This window comes from Scytonema sp. NUACC21, assembly GCF_054684315.1.
Genome location: NZ_BAAFZH010000048.1, coordinates 1 through 17,381 on the forward strand (window position 1 = coordinate 1; position 17,381 = coordinate 17,381).

Here is a 17,381-nt window from a genome sequence, read left to right on the forward strand (position 1 = left end):
GGATAGTAGAGACGCGCCATGGCGCGTCTCCATACAGGTATATTCCTATACATCAATTTTAACTAAACCGTATTGGGTTATTCTACCAAGTCCAAACACAACTGCCTAAAATGGTCACCCCGTTGTTCAAAATTGGCATACTGGTCAAAACTAGCACAAGCAGGAGATAATAAGACCACCGTCGCTTGATACTGTTTTGCCAATTCTGCTGACCTGGGCACTGCCCTCTCCATAGTTTCTACAATTTCGTAGCTGCTATATCCCTCCTGTTGCATGCGTTTGGCAAACGCTGGTGCGGCACTGCCAATCAATAATACAGAGGCTGCTTTGGATTTAATTTTTGCCAGAAACCCTGTATCATCACCAGCTTTGGCTTCTCCACCTGCAATTAAAACGAGGGGGCTTTTCACCGATGCTAAACCAACTTCGGCAGCATCATAGTTAGTCGCTTTACTGTCGTTGATAAAATCAATCCCTTCCCAGGTGCAAATATGTTCGAGACGATGGGAAACGCCAGGAAACTCACGGATAGCTTGAGAAATGGCATCCTTATCTATTCCCGCCAACCTCGCTGCAGCTACTGACATCAAAAGATTTTGGAGGTTGTGTTCTCCCACCATTCGTAAACTAGACGCTTCTACAATGTGTTCGTCTGATGAAGAACCCTCACATCCCGTTTCTACAACCCAACCATCTTTAATGTAGTAGCCTTTGGATGAGAGTAAACCATCTTTGCCCTTGACACTCGTCCAATAAGCATTTAGCCAGTCTTTCTCACCTACTTGTCTCAAGTACGGATCGTCACCGTTAAACACTTCCAATTCGGAGTGACGCAGCAAATGCGCTTTGATGTTGTAGTAATTTTCTAAAGTCTTGTGACGGCTTAGGTGATCTGGCGTAAAAGTTGTCCAAATTCCAATGCGAGGTGCAACTGAAGGTGATGATTCTATTTGATAACTGCTTAGTTCCGCAATGACCCAATCAAGTGAGGAGTCGGGTAGAGACAGGGCGACTTCACAAGCTGCGTAACCAATGTTACCGCAGGCAGGCGCATTCAACCCTGCTTGTTGAAAAATTGCAGCAATCAAGGCAGTTGTCGTAGTTTTGCCGTTTGTACCGGTGATACCAACCCAGGGAATTAAAGACAAATGCCGCCAAGCAAGTTCCATTTCTCCAATGGTTTCTATCCCCATTTCTCGTGCCTTAACTAATACGGGTATATCCCAAGGCACACCGGGACTGACAACAATTAGTTGGGGTAAATCTGAAGAATTGAGTTCCAGGGAATACCCCAGCTTAACAGTGATTTGTTCGGCGGCAAGCTCCTGTTGTTGCTTTAGGAGGTCAGGGGAGATATTGCGCTCGCCTAGCTCCACCTCCCAACCATCCCGTTTCAACAATCTCGCCGCAGCGATACCGGACTTTCCTAATCCAATTACATGAGCTTGTGGCATAGACTGTGGCAGAGATCCCTGGTTAAGCAATCATATCGTAACGTTTATTAGCAATCTTGACACAACTTTTTTCTCTAAGTAGTGCTACAGGTTTTTGACTATAGCACCAAAGTCCGCCAAAACACGCGCATGGTTGCGGAGCAATCCCAGTAAATTTAAGCGATTGCGCTTGATATCTGGATCGGGATCCATCACCAATACGCTTTCCGATCCGTCAAAAAACTTACTAACAGTTGGGGCAATTTTCTCTAACGCCGTTACTAACTGTCTGTAATTCCGCGACTCTTTAGCTGCTTGTGTTTGGGGTACTAAAGCCACAATGCCATTGTAGAAAGCTTCTTCTGAAGGCTTTTGGAAGAGTTCTGTACGGACTACTGTTGTTGGGTCAAACTGTTGTGTATCCAAATCTCCCTGTGTTGCCAAACGAGTGGAACGGTTGACTGTTTCGTAAATCTTGTCTAACGTTCCATCTTGACGGGTTTGCTGGAGGAATAAACCGCGATCGCGGACATCCAATAAATCCTTCAATGCCCTTTGGGCGTATTCTGGATCGTTTTCCCCTAAAACAGCATTCACCAGGTCATAATCAGTTTGTTTTTCTTCTTGTAGCAGCGTCCTAATACGTTGCAAAAAGAAATCTTCCAAAGTTGCCACCAATTGCTGTTTATCTTTTTTATGTTCCTTGACAAAATCTGTGGCAATTTCCTCTAGCAGTTGTTGCAAATTAATTGGCAAATTTGCTGCCCATGTAATGTTAAGAATAGCATTTGCCGCTCGTCGCAAAGCAAAGGGATCGGAAGAGCCTGTAGGAATCATCCCCAGCCCAAAGATACTAACTAGAGTATCCAGCCTGTCTGCCAAACCGATAATTTGACCTGTTAGTGTTTCGGGCAAAATATCATTTGCACCCCTAGGCAAATAGTGTTCAAAAATTGCCTTTGATACTTCTTCTGGTTCTCCACTTGCCGCCGCATACTTTTGCCCCATAATTCCCTGTAATTCAGGAAATTCATAGACCATTTGGGTTACAAGATCGGCTTTACACAGTAGAGCCGAGCGAATTGCTGGTGTTGCAATTATAGCTTTTTCTAGCGGTGATATTTTATTGGATGTAAGTTGCTCAACAATTAGCTCTGTTATTTTGCCTATACGGTCTACTTTTGCTCGTAAAGAACCTAAATCCTCTTGGAAAGTCACTTTTTCCAACAGAGGTAAAAAGCTTTCCAATGGCTTTTCCAAATCTGAATTGTAGAAAAAACGACCATCATACAAACGAGCCCGAATCACTCTTTCATTCCCAACAGCAATGATTTCTGATTTCTGGGGATCTCCGTTAGAGACAGTAATAAAGTAGGGCAATAATTCTTTTTTTTCCGTTGTTTTAAAGACGGGAAAATAACGTTGGTGACTTACCATAACAGTAGTAATCACCTCAGTTGGTAAGTTTAAAAACTCAGATTCAAACTTGCCAACAACGGCTGTTGGAAATTCGACAAGATTTGTAACTTCCTCTAACAAATCTGGATAAATTTCTACATAGCCATCTAACTTTTGTGCTGACGCTTGTACCTGAGAAACAATCGTATTTTTCCGTTCTTCGGTATCGACTATAACGTATCCTGAACGCGCAGCGGCGACATAGTCAGTAGCTTGGGGAATAGGAAAGGGCTGTGGATGCAAAACACGATGACCCTGTGAAATGCGATCGCTTTTTACCTTATAGGAACCATTGTCCAACTCAACAGGCAAAATCGCATCATCTAACAAAGCGACTAACCAGCGAATGGGTCGAGAAAACTTTTGATCTCCATCGCCCCAGCGCATTAATCGTTTACCCTCTAAACCCCAAATCCACTCTTGTACAAGTTCTGTTAAAATATCGGCGATCGCACGACCGGGGATAACCTTTTGCACAAAGACAAAATCCCCTTTATCAGTCGTGCGAACTTGCAGCGCATTGATTTCTACACCCTGCTTTTTAGCAAAGCCTTGGGCGGCTGGGGTTGGTTGTCCATCTTTAAAGGCAGCTTGTGCGGGTGGACCTTTGATTTCCTCTTCTCTGTCTGGTTGTTGAGACGGTAAACCTTTAATAAGACAAGCGATGCGGCGGGGAGTTCCGTAGACTTCCACCCCCTGCGACGCGAGACTGTTGTTTTCCAATGTTTGGGGGATGCGGCATCTCCATTGAGTGATGGCATCACTCAGGAAGCTTGCAGGTAGTTCTTCAGTTCCAACTTCTAATAAAAAATTAGCCATAGGACAACGTGTTTCAGGAAAGCGAGGCTTATTAAGAAGAGCCAATTTCACAAGTTTACCTTGCCTGCTATTCTTGCGTTACGACGAAGAGATATTTTTATAAGCAAACGTTTGACTGCGATGCCATACACCCCCGACGCTTGAGACCAAGGTAGCTACTCCTGAGATGACATCGGCAGCAGCGTAAACATTGAATTGCAAATCGCTACACAGTCACACAGTCGTTTTTGATATATTAGCTATAAAAAATCTAAATAGTACTTGCCGTTAAGTATAACTGTAAATGGTATTTACTAGAAAATAATACTTATTTTAACTCATTCTTACAATGTTCAATAAGTTCATTAAGACGGCTTATTTTTAAGAGAGATAGAACAAATGGGTCAATATTCAGTGTAAAATTTGCCTTAGGTTTACTTGAACGCTGTTGAAAAACAACAGTTAAATTGCTTGTACATAGTGTGAGGATGTGTTATGAAACGATATCTACTAGCTTCCGCTGGTGGAGCAACTTTCCTGTGTTTATTTGCGAAATTACCTATTGCACAAGCCACACCTAATTATAGGATCGCAAATGACAAGCTGGTGCTAAATCATCTGGAAGAATTAGCAAATTTTAATAGTAGTAGCACTCATAAAACATGGGAATTTGATGAAAGTATCATACCTAATATCGCTCAGGCAGAATTCATCAGATCTCAACAACAGAATTTACCTATTGTCAATCAAAATCAGGAAAACTGGGATTTTCAGCTAACCACCGAGCCGAATTTTTCGATAGAAACTGACTCAAAATCTTCAAATCAATTTCAGGCATCAGAGGCAGTAGCACAAGTAACATCTGTATCGCAGTTGTCTGATGTCCAGCCCACTGACTGGGCTTTTCAAGCACTGCAATCTCTAGTTGAGCGATATGGTTGTATTGCCGGTTATCCAAACGGTACCTATCGGGGCAATCGGGCTTTGACCCGCTATGAATTTGCTGCTGGTTTGAATGCTTGCTTGGATCGAGTCAATGAACTGATTGCTACATCAACAGCTGATTTAGTCAGGAAAGAAGATTTAAACACTTTGCAGAGACTGCAAGAAGAATTTGCTCAGGAACTGGCAACGCTGCGAGGTCGAGTAGATGCTCTAGAAGCTCGCACGGCGGAACTAGAAGCAAATCAGTTTTCTACAACTACCAAACTCAGTGGTGAGGCAATTATTGCAGGTGTTGGTGCTACGGGAGGGGCTCCTGACAACGACGATCCCAATATTATTTTGGTAAATAGAGTGCGGTTAAACCTCAACACCAGCTTTACAGGCAAAGACTTACTGATTACTGGTTTCCATCATGAGATGTTAGGGTAAAAACAACGTGCCCTTAACTTCCAAAGCGGAAGCTTATAGGACTATTCCTCCCATTTTAATGAGAAATTTACGCTGATTCTTACACGGGTTGCTGGAATCACAAAAATCCTATATTCATCAGCATAAAACTTCCCCATGAATTAAGTGTGTTTTATACATCAAACACAGCAAATTTTTTAAGGGTTCGGAGTGTTAGACTGGGATTTTTTTTGGTTCATTTGTACTAATGGACGTTCGGGATTTTTTAAATCAACGTACTCTATTTGACTGGAATTAAGTTGTGCTGGTAGATGGCGCATTTGTGCCAAGACCTTGAGTTTTTCCAGAAGTTGGAAGTTTGGTGCCCCAAAATGTACGTTTCCCAATTCTGTTTTTAAGATTAAATTTGTTGGATCTTGGAAATCAATTTCCATTACTGTCATCGAACTTTGGGTAATAGCTTGATATAGTTGAGTCCAATAGGGGCGGTATTGTTCTGGGGAACCAATCACCTTGAGGCTTGGTAATTCTACATTTGGATTGAGTGACCTATACTTAGACAAGGGCATCCAAACACCATTAGCATCAAGTAACCCTACAGATACTTTTTTGTTGCTAGATTCATTTTGACGTACCATGTGCTCCGCGAGTGCTACGGGTTCTCGTTCGTCAATTTGGACTACTAATCCTGGTGGAAACAGGCGACGGCTCACAGTAGCTTGTGCAATCGTCGGTTCCCGTTTCAAAGCTTCAGCTAGCCTGTAAGGTTCTATCCGCCATAGAGACTGAGGATAGGACAGTACGAGCAGTGACTGAACGGCTTCGTCAGGAAGTAGGTGATTGCCTGAGATAACTATGTCTTGAGGAGTTTTTAACACCCAAATTGGTTGGATTGCCACCCACAGCAAACCACTGGCTAGCGAACTTACAGCAAAGGTTCGCCAAATAGCCTGAAGAAATTTTATCTGCCGCTGCTGACGTAATTTTTTACGACGTCCTTCCAAATCTGCGCGGGAAACTGATATTATACCAGCCATTACAACCCTTCCACACTAAAGAGCCCAAGTCGTTGTTGCGCTCGTACCATTGTGTAATTTTAGTAAACGCTATGAGCTACGTAGACCTGCTATCCATACGACTTTTTCAGATTTTATAAAATTTAAAGTATTTCTATCAGGATTGTAGCGAAGCGTAATTCTTTCGTCATTAATAGTTTGTAGCAAGAGATGTTTATGAATGTAGTCTTTTTACTTCATGGTGGCAACCATTTTTGACTAAAAAAAGCTACAAACTTATTATTGACAAATAATTTAATATTTGTATGCATTTCTGATGACACCAGGGATAGGGACTTTAAATCGTATAAGCAGATAGCACAGAAGACTACAAATTGTATGAAATTTTACAATCTTTTCTTCTACCCTCTGCATTTTTTCAGTCACAAGCAGTTAATGTAGTCTCTTTTTATAAAAATGGGTAGTATTTAGGACACATCAGTGGTGTGCAGTTTACTACTACTTAATGTCATAATTTAATCATACCTTAATCCCTAATACGATACTTGACAAAAAATGAAAAAAATAGTAATGAAATGATCGAAAAAATAAAAATAGTACATCTTAACTAGTTCTGGGCTTTTATCGAACAATAGTCTTAGCAAATCAGCAACGGCAGCAGTTGTAAAAGTAGAGATTCGTAATATCTGGTAGTGTTTTCTGGCAGTTGCACTTTTGAGGTGACACAACTTTCCTAAAGGTGAACTAGGAGCTAGGCATTGTCAAAACTTTAACAGTCGCTGTAAAAAAGATACATAGACTTAACGTATCAGGGACAATAAAATCTCTAGCATAGTACGGGTAGTTTCGCGCAAGCAGTGAATACCTCTTGGAGACCAGAACTCCAAATTTATAAGCTTTGCTAACAAAACAGCATGACTGTTGCGTGCAAGGTATAGCTTGTACACAAGTTTGTGCCCGAACAACTGGGTAGTGATTATTTATTGTGTATATAAACACATCTGCATCTACATGAAAACAACACTAAATTTGTCACGCTTTTTCAAAGCCTGTAACCCCAGCAAGACCTTAGTCATGGGTAACGCATCCGATCGGCAATACTACATTGATTTCTCTGCTGTACGCGGTTGTAAAATTGTAGAGGAGTTACAACGAACAATCATCCGTATTTCTCCAGATGAACCGACCTGCCAGTTATTTACAGGTCACATTGGCTGTGGTAAGTCAACAGAGTTGCAGCGGCTTAAGGCAGAGCTAGAACTGGCTGGATTTCACGTAGTTTATTTTGAATCCAGTCAAGACCTAGACATGGCGGATCTGGATGTGAGTGATATCTTGCTGAGTGTAGCTCGTCAGGTGAGTTCTAGTTTAGAAACGATAGGCATCAAAGTAAGACCAAGTTACTTTTCCAATTTGTTTAAAGAGATAGGGGATTTTTTACAAACCCCCATAGAAATGTCGGCGCAAGCAGAACTGTCGTTGGGTATTGCCAAAATCAGTGCCAAAACTAAAGATAGCCCACAATTGCGGAATCAGTTAAGACAATATCTGGAACCACGCACCAACAGTATTTTGCAAGCAATTAACGAAGAGGTATTGGACAAGGCTATTGAACAATTAAAGCTGCGGGGTCAAAAAGGACTCGTTGTGATTATCGACAATTTAGATCGAGTTGATATGCGTCCGGTAGCATCAGGGCGATCGCAACCAGAGTACCTGTTTATTGACCGTGGCGAACAACTCCGCCGACTGAAATGCCACGTTGTTTACACAATTCCCCTATCGTTAATTTTTTCTAATGAGTACCAAACACTCAAAAATCGCCTTGGAGGTGGTCTTGCTCCGAAGGTTTTACCAATGGTACTGGTGCGACAACGAGATGGCAGTGACTCCGAACCAGGAATGTCTCTGCTAAGACAGCTTGTGTTAGCAAGGGCTTTTCCCGAAGTCGCACCAGATACAAGGCTGGAATTAATGACAGAGTTATTTGATGACCCAAAAACACTGAATCGTTTATGCCGAGTCAGTGGCGGTCACATTCGTAACTTACTGGGATTGCTTTACAGTTGCTTGCAAAGGCAAGATCCACCTTTTTCTGAGGACTGTTTGGAAGCAGTTATCAAAGATTACCGCGACGATCTGTTACTTGCCATAGATGATGAAGAATGGGAACTGTTATACGAAGTTATACAGCAGCAAACCCTGAAAGGTGAGTCAGATTACCAGAGATTGCTTCGGAGTATGTTTGTTTTTGAATACCGCGATCCAAAGGGACGCTGGTTTGGTATTAGCCCTGCATTGGCAGAAACAGAAAAAGTCCTAACTTGGCAGAAAAATAGGTAATTTGTCCTTGGTCATTGGTCATTTGTCCAAAGTCCAATTTGTAAATGACTTATGACTAATGACTAATGACTAATGACTCATGACTAATGACGCATGACTGAAAATCAAAATTCCCTGCAAAGACTGATACGAGCGATCGCACTATCTCAAGGTCAATTCGCACTGATTTTAGTCCGATGTAACTATCGACAACTTCAAGAGCAAATAGTAATGGCTTTTCGCTCTCTAAACAAAGATGAATACGTTCAAGAAGTTTTTCTTTCTCCATCAACTACTGCTTTACACAGCGCTATATTCACAATCATTGCTTCAGAGAATTCTGATATTAAAATCAACTCTTATCCATCAGCTTTAATGGTTTTTGGTCTAGAGTCAGTGATTGCAATAGAAGACTTACTCACTAGCTTTAACCAAGCACGGGATATTTATGCGGACAATTTTCCCTTTCCTGTGGTGTTGTGGCTAACAGATGAATTAGCAATGTTGCTTTCGAGGTTAGCACCTGATTTTAAAAGTTGGGCTGCAACCACGATAAAATTTGAAATGGCAAAAAAAGATTTAATAAATCTAGTGCGGCAAGAAACAGAATCTTTATTTGCCAAAGTTTTAGAAGCTGGAGTGGAAAAATTTTTACCCAATGCTGCCCTTGACCTAGCACCCAAATCACAACATCGTCAGGAAATTGAATCAGCCCGTCATGATTTGCTTCGCGTTTATGATGTTACCTTAGAGCCGGATTTGGAAGCAGGTCTCGAATTTGTTTTGGGGCGAGACCAATATGCTAAAGATGAAATTGATAATGCTTTACGCCATTATCATCAAAGTTTAACCCTTTGGCAACAAGCCATTCAACACAACCAGGAGGACAAAGTAGACAAGTGGGCAAAGAGAACCACTCCCTCATCCCCGCATCTTTTCAGGTATGCAATAGTAATATTTCACGTCGGGCTATGTTATCTCCGTATGGCGGACTTACGCCCCTCTGCTAGCAAAAAATATTGGCAAGATGCTCTTTTGTGGTTTCAGAAATGTTTAGAGATATTAGAGACAGTACAAAGAGAAGATTTAGTAGCTAAGTTTATTTTGCCAGCGTGTGAGATGCTACAGCGCTTGCAAGCTTGGGAAGACTTGGAAACACTAGCGCAAAAATCCCTAGAACTACATAAAACATATGGTACAAAGGCACAAGTTGCTCAAGATTATGGCTATTTAGCGACTGTAGCTGCTTTTAAAGTTAACTGGCTTCAAGCTTATGAATTGGCACATGACGCACTAAACATTGCTGAGAATCAACCAGATGTTTCGCGGCAACAGGAGAGCTGGTATCTTCTTTTACTCGGACGCGCACAACAGCATTTGGGTGAGTGGGAAGAAGCTGTCAATAATTTAGAATGGGCAAAAGTTGTCTGTGAGTTACAGTACGATCCTTTACTGTATTTGGAGATAGTAGAGGAATTGCATTCTTTTTACTTCTTTAAAAGTCGTGACTACCTAGCCGCTTTTAAGCTGAAACAAGAAAAAATACAAATAGAACATCAATATGGCTTTCGTGCTTTTATAGGAGCCAGTCAATTACAGCCGCAACGCTACAGAATCAACCCCGTTCATAGCTCTCGTGACATACAATCTTTTCCTGAAGAAGTGGCTCAGGAAATAGGGGCTTCTGGAAGACAGCAAGATGTCAAAAATCTCGCCTTTCACATCCACAGTGATTTTCTTAGAAAGGTCGCCATTTGCCACCGCCGTTGTTACTTCGGCAATGTTCCGTACTTGGGCGGTTAAACTTCCTGCCATGAAGTTCACGCTATCCGTCAAATCCTTCCACGTACCTGCAACGCCCCTCACTTCAGCTTGACCCCCCAGTTTCCCTTCAGCACCCACCTCACGGGCTACCCGAGTTACCTCAGATGCAAAGGAGTTAAGCTGGTCTACCATGATATTGACCGTGTTTTTCAACTCCAAAATTTCACCTTTAACATCTACGGTGATTTTCTTGGAGAGGTCACCATTTGCCACCGCTGTTGTCACTTCCGCAATATTACGTACTTGCGCGGTCAAATTTCCTGCCATCATATTGACCGACTCGGTTAAGTCTTTCCAAGTTCCTGCTACACCTTTAACTTCCGCTTGAACCCCCAGTTTCCCTTCAATACCCACTTCACGAGCAACCCGCGTCACCTCAGATGCAAAGGAGTTTAATTGGTCCACCATCGTGTTGATAGTGTTCTTCAACTCCAGAATCTCGCCTTTCACATCTACAGTGATTTTCTTGGACAGGTCACCATTTGCCACCGCTGTCGTTACTTCCGCAATATTACGGACTTGCGCGGTCAAATTTCCTGCCATCAAGTTTACGCTATCCGTCAAATCCTTCCAAGTTCCTGCTACACCCGGAACTTCTGCTTGCACGCCTAATTTTCCTTCAGTGCCCACTTCACGCGCAACTCGCGTGACTTCAGACGCAAAGGAGTTTAACTGCCCCACCATTGTGTTTACCATTTGGGCAGTTTGGAGGAACTCCCCTTTTAGAGGTCTACCTTCAATTTCTGGTGCAATAGTTTGGGATAAGTCACCATTAGCCACAGCCCGGATAACACGCGCTGTCTCTGCTGTTGGCTGGACTAAATCTGTAATAAGTGTGTTCACCGAATCCACACAGGCAGACCAAGAACCCCGTACATTACCAAGAGAGGCACGTTCTGTGATTTTACCTTCTTTGCCTACAACATTACTGATGCGCTGTAGTTCTGCTGTCAGTCGCTCGTTTTGTTCAATAATTTCGTTAAGAGCATCAGCAACTTTTCCGGCGATGCCTGTCTGATCTATTGGCATCCGGGCAGAGAAATCACCTTTTTTCACGGCTGCCAATGTTTTCAATAGCTGTTTTAGGTCTAAATTTTCGCTATCTTTCGTTAACTGTTCGGTGGACATAATACTGAGCGATGAAAAATTATACTAAGTTATGTTCGCTACTGCTTGCTTCCAGTACGTAACTGCATTCCTCTTAAAGGTGGCATCCAGGACGCAAGAAGATACTTTGCAATTCGCTAGCTAGCTATGAAGGAGGGATCGTTTAGACTATAACGAATTTCAAACACCCTGATAAAGATATCTTATTGAAATCTATCTGGGGTATGAAAAAGGTGACCGTTCATGTACTGTTTTTGAATGTATTAAATATTACTAGTAAGTTTATCGGCTTTGACTGATGAAACCTTTATACGCTTTATACATTATAGGAGATTGAAATGCCAATACTGGTGTAATACTTGGCAATATGTGATTTTTTACTACTTAATTTGACTGTCTAAAACGCTTCTTTTGGCAGCTACCCTGAGATAGAGATTTGGTATTGAAAGAGTTAAGAAACTGCAGGCGAATGCAAATAAATATGCCTTCTCTTGCAAAGACGTTAAGCTCTAAGCAAACGTACCTGAGAAAACGTCATTCTTACTGTCAGCAATGTTTTGAGAAAATAATTTTTCTGATAACGAATCTTTACCCGATTATCCTACTTTTGATACTTTTCCTATTTCTTGAAGCTCAATGACTTTTACTATTTTTCCTACTCCTTTTTCTATCTGGTATTGAGAGTAGAGTAATTCTTAAGTACTAAAATAAATAGCCAAAAAATAAGCTACAGACAGCGAACGCTGATTATGATAAAAGGAGTTAGTAATGTACTAGGCGTTATGAAACAATCTAGAGTGAGAAGAAAGCGGGGAGTATTACTGACTAATGCAGGACTACGGCGCTTGCAAGCAGCAATTTTGGCTTGGGAAGCAAGAAACAATGGTCGTCGCCTCACCTTAGAAGAACTTAGCACTCGTATAAAGATTTCTACCAAAACACTAAGTCGGTTATGGTCTTTGAATGCAACTGTAGACCAAAGAACGCTCAAACTGTGCTTTAGTGCTTTTGCTTTGGAGTTACAGTCAGAAGATTACACGATTGGGGGTGAATCAGATGCGGATGAAACTATCGAATCTTGCTCGCCAACTTTTAACGAAAAAGAAATAGATCCATTCTCATTAATAACTAACTCTAAAGCTAAGGAAAAGTATGACAATTGTGAGTGTAATTGGTCATACCCTGATGGTCCGGTTCCCCTCAATTCTCCACTCTATATTGAACGTCCACCGATTGAGAAAATAGTCTATCAAGAAATAACTCAACCTGGTTGTGCAATTCGGATTCACGCACCGAGACAAATGGGTAAAAGTTCTCTAGTGCTGCGGGTATTAGCTAAAGCACAACAGGAGGGATATTACACAGTAAAACTAGACTGCGATCAAATGGATTCGTTTTACTTGAGTGATTTAAACCAGTTTTTCCGTTGTTTTTGCTGGCAAGTGGCAAAAGAATTGGGTATTGAGCCCAATCTGGATGCTCACTGGGATGAGGAAATGGGCAGTAAGTTGAGTTGTAGTTTCTATTTGAAAAACTACTTGCTCAAGCAACTCAAAAGTCCGATAGTTCTTGCATTAGAGCAGGTTGACCGCTTTTTTGAATATCCTCAACTCTCTAGTGAGTTTTTTTCTTTGTTGCGATCTTGGTGCGAAGAAGCACGACGAGATACTGATTGGCAAAAATTCAGGTTAGTGGCAGTTTACTCTACAGAAGCGTATGTGTCCTTGGATATCAACCGTTCTCCCTTCAATATTGGATTGCCATTGCGCCTCAACGAATTTACTCGCAAGCAGGTAGAGGAATTAGGACAACGGCACAAGCTCGACTGGTCTTCTGGTGATGAGGTTACTAAATTGATGTCCCTTGTGGGAGGACATCCAGCACTGATTCGCATCGCTTTATATTATCTGTGTTGTCAAGGAATCACGTTAGATGAACTGATAGAAGAGGCTCTTAGCAATGGCGGCATCTACCGCTATCATTTGTGTAGACATTGGATGAGTATCCAAGAACAACCCAGTTTAGTCGAGGCATATACTAAAGTTATAATGGCACAAAGCATTTCTCTCGACCCCGTTGAAACTTACAAGCTCGAAAGCCTGGGCTTGATTCGCTATGAAGGCGATCGCATTGTACCGCGTTGCGAACTCTACCGTGCTTACTTTCAAAAACAAATATCTATGATTTGTTAACAATTGTTTCCCCATGCAATGGGTGAGTAAAAATGTTTTTCTCGGCTAGGTTCCGTTACATAAGACCGATACAAAGCTACTCATAGCTAGTCGAAGTTTCCATTCGAGAGATTGCCCGACTAGCAACTCAATATTAGCACGCGATCGCCAAAGTTTTGTGGCAATATCTGGGCAAGCTTTTTCCATTATATTTATAGTAACACAAAAACTTTTTAAGAAAAATAGTGTCTTCGCTTACTCTAACAGCACTCAACTACAATAAAGATAGTAATTGTTGAGAATTGTATAGTTAGGACAAGCTGTCATGGCTCCTGCCGTTTTAATTGAAAATTTAAAAAAAAGCTACGGCACGGTCGTCGCTGTGAAGGATGTTTCCTTTAAGGTAGAACCGGGCGAGATTTTTGGTTTGCTCGGTCCTAATGGTGCGGGGAAAACAACCACCTTGCGTTCTTTGTGTACTCTCACCACACCAGATGCTGGGAAAATTGAAGTTTCTGGTATCTCTGTATTGGATAATCCCAAACTCGCAAGGAAGCGATTGGGCTATGTTGCTCAAGAAGTTGCATTAGATAAGGTACTGACAGGAAGAGAACTCCTGCAACTACAAGCAGCACTTTATCACCTCCCTGGTTCAGTGGCAAAGCAACGAGTGGATACGGTACTGGATTTACTGGGGTTGCAAGAATACGCCAATAAAAAGACCGGTACTTACTCGGGGGGGTTACGCAAACGCCTGGATTTGGCAGCTGGATTACTCCATGCACCAGATGTTTTGGTTTTGGATGAGCCAACAGTAGGGCTGGATATTGAAAGCCGTTTCGTAGTTTGGGATTTCCTGCGAAAGTTACGCCAAGCAGGAACAACGGTAGTGATTACCAGCCATTATTTAGAAGAAATTGACGCGTTAGCCGATAGGGTGGCAATTATTGACCGTGGTGTGGTGATTGCGACTGGAACACCTTCAGAGTTAAAAGATAAAGTGGGAGGAGATCGCATCACTTTAAGAATCCGCGAGTTTTCACCAATTGAGGAAGCACAGAAAGCCAAAGATTTACTGAAATCCCTGCCTTTTGTTCAAGAAGTGATTATCAATAGCGCTCAAGGGAACTCTTTAAACCTAGTTGTCACACCACAGCAAGATGCATTAATTAGGATTCAGCAATCTCTAAATTCCTCTGGGTTACCGATTTTTGGTCTAGCCCAGTCCCGACCCAGTTTAGATGATGTCTACCTAGCAGCGACAGGAAGAACCCTGATGGATGCGGAACTCGCAGCTGTGGCGAGTCGCGATCCAAAAGCTGAGAAGAAACAAAATATGAGATGAATTGAGTTAGTGATTGTTGGTTAGTGATGAGTTGTTCGCTTTCCACCACTAACCACCAACCACTAACGACTAACCATTAACTACTAACAAATCCAAAATCATTATGAGTGGTACTGTTTTACCTCCAAAATCAGATATCAATTGGCAGCAAGTTGTATCGCCCCAGCCTTACACTGAGACTTCTGCCGGTGTGGTTGCTGAATTTGTGCAAGAAACGCTAGCTTTAACTCGTCGCTTATTTATCCAGTTACAGCGGCGTCCCTCAACCTTGGTTGCAGGAATTATTCAGCCAGTGATGTGGTTGGTACTGTTTGGCCATCCATAGACGGCATCATCATATCAATTAACACAACACTAATGTCTTTTTGATATTGGGCATACAGCGCCACTGCCTCAATTCCATCCTTAGCAATTAAAACCTTATATCCATAGGTTTCCAGCATAGTTTTAGTCACCTCACAAATAGAATCTTCGTCATCAACAAAGAGAATCATCTGTCCCAACCCAACCGATAATTCTTCATAATGTTTGAAGCAACCATCTGTGTGATTTGTTAGCGTCGCTCTTAAGTATACCTGAAACTCCGTTCCCTTTCCGACCTCACTAACAACGTTGACAAAACCACCGTGACTTTTCACAATGCCCATGACAGTAGAAAGACCAAGACCTGTACCTTTGCCTACTTCTTTTGTTGTAAAAAATGGTTCAAAAATTCGCTCAAGGACTTCTTTTTCCATCCCACATCCTGTATCGGATACTGTAATGACAACGTATAAACCCTCCTTAGCCTCAATATTCATTCGGGCATAATGAGAATCAATCCAAATATTTTTGGCGGAAATTTCGAGGATACCACCATTAGGCATAGCATCACGAGCATTAATGCAAAGATTCATCAGGACTTGGTGCAGTTGAGTTGCATTGCTTGCGATCGCCCAAAGGTTGTGTCCTGTGACATTGGTGCGAACTTCAATGAATTTGGGAAATGTTTGTTTAATAATATGCTCAATTTCTGAGATAATCTCCTCTACCTGTAAGGATGTACGCTCACCGTCAACACCGCGTGCAAATGACAGGACTTGTTTTACCAAATTTGCCCCACGTTGTATATTTGTTTTAACAATCGAAAGCCACTGCTGGCTTTGTTCATCCAAAAGTTTTCTTTCCAAAAGTTGCACGCTCAGAAGCATTGGTGTCAGGGTATTGTTGAGGTCATGAGCAATACCGCTTGCCAAAGTACCGATACTCTCTAGGCGCTGAACTCGGAGAAACTGTGTTTCAAGTTGTTTTTTCTCGGTAATATCAGTGTTAACCGTAAGAATAGATACTGGTTGCCCATCTTTATCGCGGACTAAAGTCCAACGGCTTGCAACAATAATTTCCTTACCTTCCTTAGTCAGTTGGTGTAACTCACCTTGCCATGAACCAGACTCAATCAAACTTATTTGAATATCTTGGAGTTGAGAGATGGTTTTGTTGTTGTATAAAAGCTCATTAGCATTCTTGCCGAGTGCTTCTGTTGCTTTCCAACCATACACACGTTCAGCCCCTTTGTTCCAAAATCGGATTGGGTTGTCCAACAATTGGATTTGATTATCTAAGTCTCGCACGAGAATCGCATCTGTCGTAATATCAAGCAGCTTCGCTTGTTCGCGAATTTTCTGTGCTGCTTGCTCGCGCTCCTCTTCTGCTTGCTTACGCTCGCTAATATCAATAATAAAACCAACCATACGAGCAATATTGCCTGCACTGTCTAAAAAAAAGTACCCTTTATCCTCAACAGTGATGTAATTGCCATCTTTGCGACGGACGCGATATTCTAGATAAAATGGCTTTTTTGTGGATAAAACTTGGTTAATTTCTTGATTAAATAGGTTTTTATCTTCAGGATGAACGAGTTCTTGCCAGCGGTTTAAATTTCCTGACATTGTCTGTAGGGTATAACCTAATATCTGTTCTAAGTTGCCCCCATAGGTAATCTCATGAGTATGAGGGTTCCAGTCATAGAGTATCTGACCGCTCGCTTGAATGAGTGCTTCATGGCGATTTTTCCACTCGGTTAATTCATCTGTTTGGCGTCGGAGTTCATCCTCTATCCGCTGGCGCTCAAAAATCTCCACCTCCAGAAGCTGATTTTGCTCCGTAAGTCTTTTCGTAAGGTTTTGCAGGCGCAAATGGATATTGACACGAGCTAAAACTTCTTCATGCTCTAAGGGCTTAGTGATGTAATCTACTGCCCCAAGTTTTAATCCTTTGACCTTATCCACCTTATCAGTTATTGCAGTCAAGAAAATAACAGGAATATCTTGAGTGGTTTGATTGGTTTTCAAGCGACGGCAAGTTTCAAAACCGTCCATTTCCGGCATAAGTACATCTAACAAAATCAAGTCTGGAGGAGCATATTCTGCCATCTCAAGCGCACTTTCACCATCTTCCGCCACCACAACTTTAAAACCAGAATCTTCTAAAAAATCGAACAACATCTGTAAATTACTAGGGGTGTCATCGACGATTAAGATGACACCTTTTTCAGTATTATTAAAATTCATTTAAA

The 17,381-nt window shown here is 41.9% G+C and carries 8 protein-coding genes and 4 pseudogenes; 6 read left to right on the forward strand and 6 right to left on the reverse strand.

Annotated features, from left to right (window positions below; all coding sequences use genetic code 11):
- Positions 1 to 77: 77 nt before the first annotated feature.
- Together murD and glyS are read right to left on the reverse strand one after the other, a co-directional pair.
- Entirely contained in the window at positions 78 to 1,454 is a 1,377-nt protein-coding gene (gene murD / locus ACYRY3_RS06050) for a UDP-N-acetylmuramoyl-L-alanine--D-glutamate ligase (RefSeq protein WP_460200816.1), read from the reverse strand.
- Between the two features lie 84 nt (positions 1,455 to 1,538).
- Complete coding sequence (gene glyS / locus ACYRY3_RS06055; RefSeq protein WP_460200817.1) at positions 1,539 to 3,710, reverse strand: glycine--tRNA ligase subunit beta; 2,172 nt, start codon at positions 3,708 to 3,710, stop codon at positions 1,539 to 1,541.
- Between the two features lie 474 nt (positions 3,711 to 4,184).
- On the opposite strand from glyS, the pseudogene ACYRY3_RS06060 reads away from it, so the two are divergent.
- Positions 4,185 to 5,039: pseudogene (locus ACYRY3_RS06060) on the forward strand (iron uptake porin); the annotation flags it as partial.
- 200 nt (positions 5,040 to 5,239) lie between these two features.
- On the opposite strand, the gene ACYRY3_RS06065 reads toward ACYRY3_RS06060, so the two are convergent.
- Complete coding sequence (locus ACYRY3_RS06065; RefSeq protein WP_460200818.1) at positions 5,240 to 6,079, reverse strand: cell division protein FtsQ/DivIB; 840 nt, start codon at positions 6,077 to 6,079, stop codon at positions 5,240 to 5,242.
- A gap of 990 nt (positions 6,080 to 7,069) precedes the next feature.
- On the opposite strand from ACYRY3_RS06065, the gene ACYRY3_RS06070 reads away from it, so the two are divergent.
- Both ACYRY3_RS06070 and ACYRY3_RS06075 read left to right on the forward strand, forming a co-directional pair.
- Positions 7,070 to 8,401 (forward strand): P-loop NTPase fold protein, encoded by a 1,332-nt coding sequence (locus ACYRY3_RS06070; protein WP_460200819.1) that lies wholly within the window; start codon positions 7,070 to 7,072, stop codon positions 8,399 to 8,401.
- 93 nt (positions 8,402 to 8,494) lie between these two features.
- Positions 8,495 to 10,093, forward strand: a pseudogene (locus tag ACYRY3_RS06075) (tetratricopeptide repeat protein); the annotation flags it as partial.
- Here the strand turns inward: ACYRY3_RS06075 and ACYRY3_RS06080 are convergent.
- Positions 10,079 to 11,332 (reverse strand): annotated as a pseudogene (locus ACYRY3_RS06080) (HAMP domain-containing protein); the annotation flags it as partial. The pseudogenes ACYRY3_RS06075 and ACYRY3_RS06080 sit on opposite strands and share 15 nt — an antisense overlap.
- A 761-nt stretch (positions 11,333 to 12,093) precedes the next feature.
- Here ACYRY3_RS06080 and ACYRY3_RS06085 point away from each other — a divergent pair.
- Positions 12,094 to 13,503, forward strand: coding sequence for an AAA-like domain-containing protein (locus ACYRY3_RS06085; RefSeq protein WP_460200820.1), 1,410 nt, complete (start codon positions 12,094 to 12,096; stop codon positions 13,501 to 13,503).
- Between the two features lie 45 nt (positions 13,504 to 13,548).
- On the opposite strand, the gene ACYRY3_RS06090 is transcribed toward ACYRY3_RS06085, so the two are convergent.
- A complete protein-coding gene (locus ACYRY3_RS06090) occupies positions 13,549 to 13,689 on the reverse strand; it encodes a hypothetical protein (RefSeq protein WP_460200821.1) in 141 nt (46 codons plus the stop codon).
- Between the two features lie 118 nt (positions 13,690 to 13,807).
- On the opposite strand from ACYRY3_RS06090, the gene ACYRY3_RS06095 reads away from it, so the two are divergent.
- Positions 13,808 to 14,827, forward strand: a complete 1,020-nt coding sequence (locus ACYRY3_RS06095) for an ABC transporter ATP-binding protein (RefSeq protein WP_460200822.1) — start codon at positions 13,808 to 13,810, stop codon at positions 14,825 to 14,827.
- Between the two features lie 103 nt (positions 14,828 to 14,930).
- Positions 14,931 to 15,143: pseudogene (locus tag ACYRY3_RS06100) on the forward strand (ABC transporter permease); the annotation flags it as partial.
- Here the strand turns inward: ACYRY3_RS06100 and ACYRY3_RS06105 are convergent.
- Complete coding sequence (locus ACYRY3_RS06105; RefSeq protein WP_460200823.1) at positions 15,109 to 17,376, reverse strand: hybrid sensor histidine kinase/response regulator; 2,268 nt, start codon at positions 17,374 to 17,376, stop codon at positions 15,109 to 15,111. The pseudogene ACYRY3_RS06100 and the gene ACYRY3_RS06105 sit on opposite strands and share 35 nt — an antisense overlap.
- Between the last annotated feature and the right edge of the window lie 5 nt (positions 17,377 to 17,381).

Coding starts and splice junctions, on each gene's coding strand:
- murD (WP_460200816.1), bottom strand. CDS start 1,454: ATGCCACAAGCTCATGTAATTGGATTAGGAAAGTCCGGTATCGCTGCG.
- glyS (WP_460200817.1), bottom strand. CDS start 3,710: ATGGCTAATTTTTTATTAGAAGTTGGAACTGAAGAACTACCTGCAAGC.
- ACYRY3_RS06065 (WP_460200818.1), bottom strand. CDS start 6,079: ATGGCTGGTATAATATCAGTTTCCCGCGCAGATTTGGAAGGACGTCGT.
- ACYRY3_RS06070 (WP_460200819.1), top strand. CDS start 7,070: ATGAAAACAACACTAAATTTGTCACGCTTTTTCAAAGCCTGTAACCCC.
- ACYRY3_RS06085 (WP_460200820.1), top strand. CDS start 12,094: ATGAAACAATCTAGAGTGAGAAGAAAGCGGGGAGTATTACTGACTAAT.
- ACYRY3_RS06090 (WP_460200821.1), bottom strand. CDS start 13,689: ATGGAAAAAGCTTGCCCAGATATTGCCACAAAACTTTGGCGATCGCGT.
- ACYRY3_RS06095 (WP_460200822.1), top strand. CDS start 13,808: ATGGCTCCTGCCGTTTTAATTGAAAATTTAAAAAAAAGCTACGGCACG.
- ACYRY3_RS06105 (WP_460200823.1), bottom strand. CDS start 17,376: ATGAATTTTAATAATACTGAAAAAGGTGTCATCTTAATCGTCGATGAC.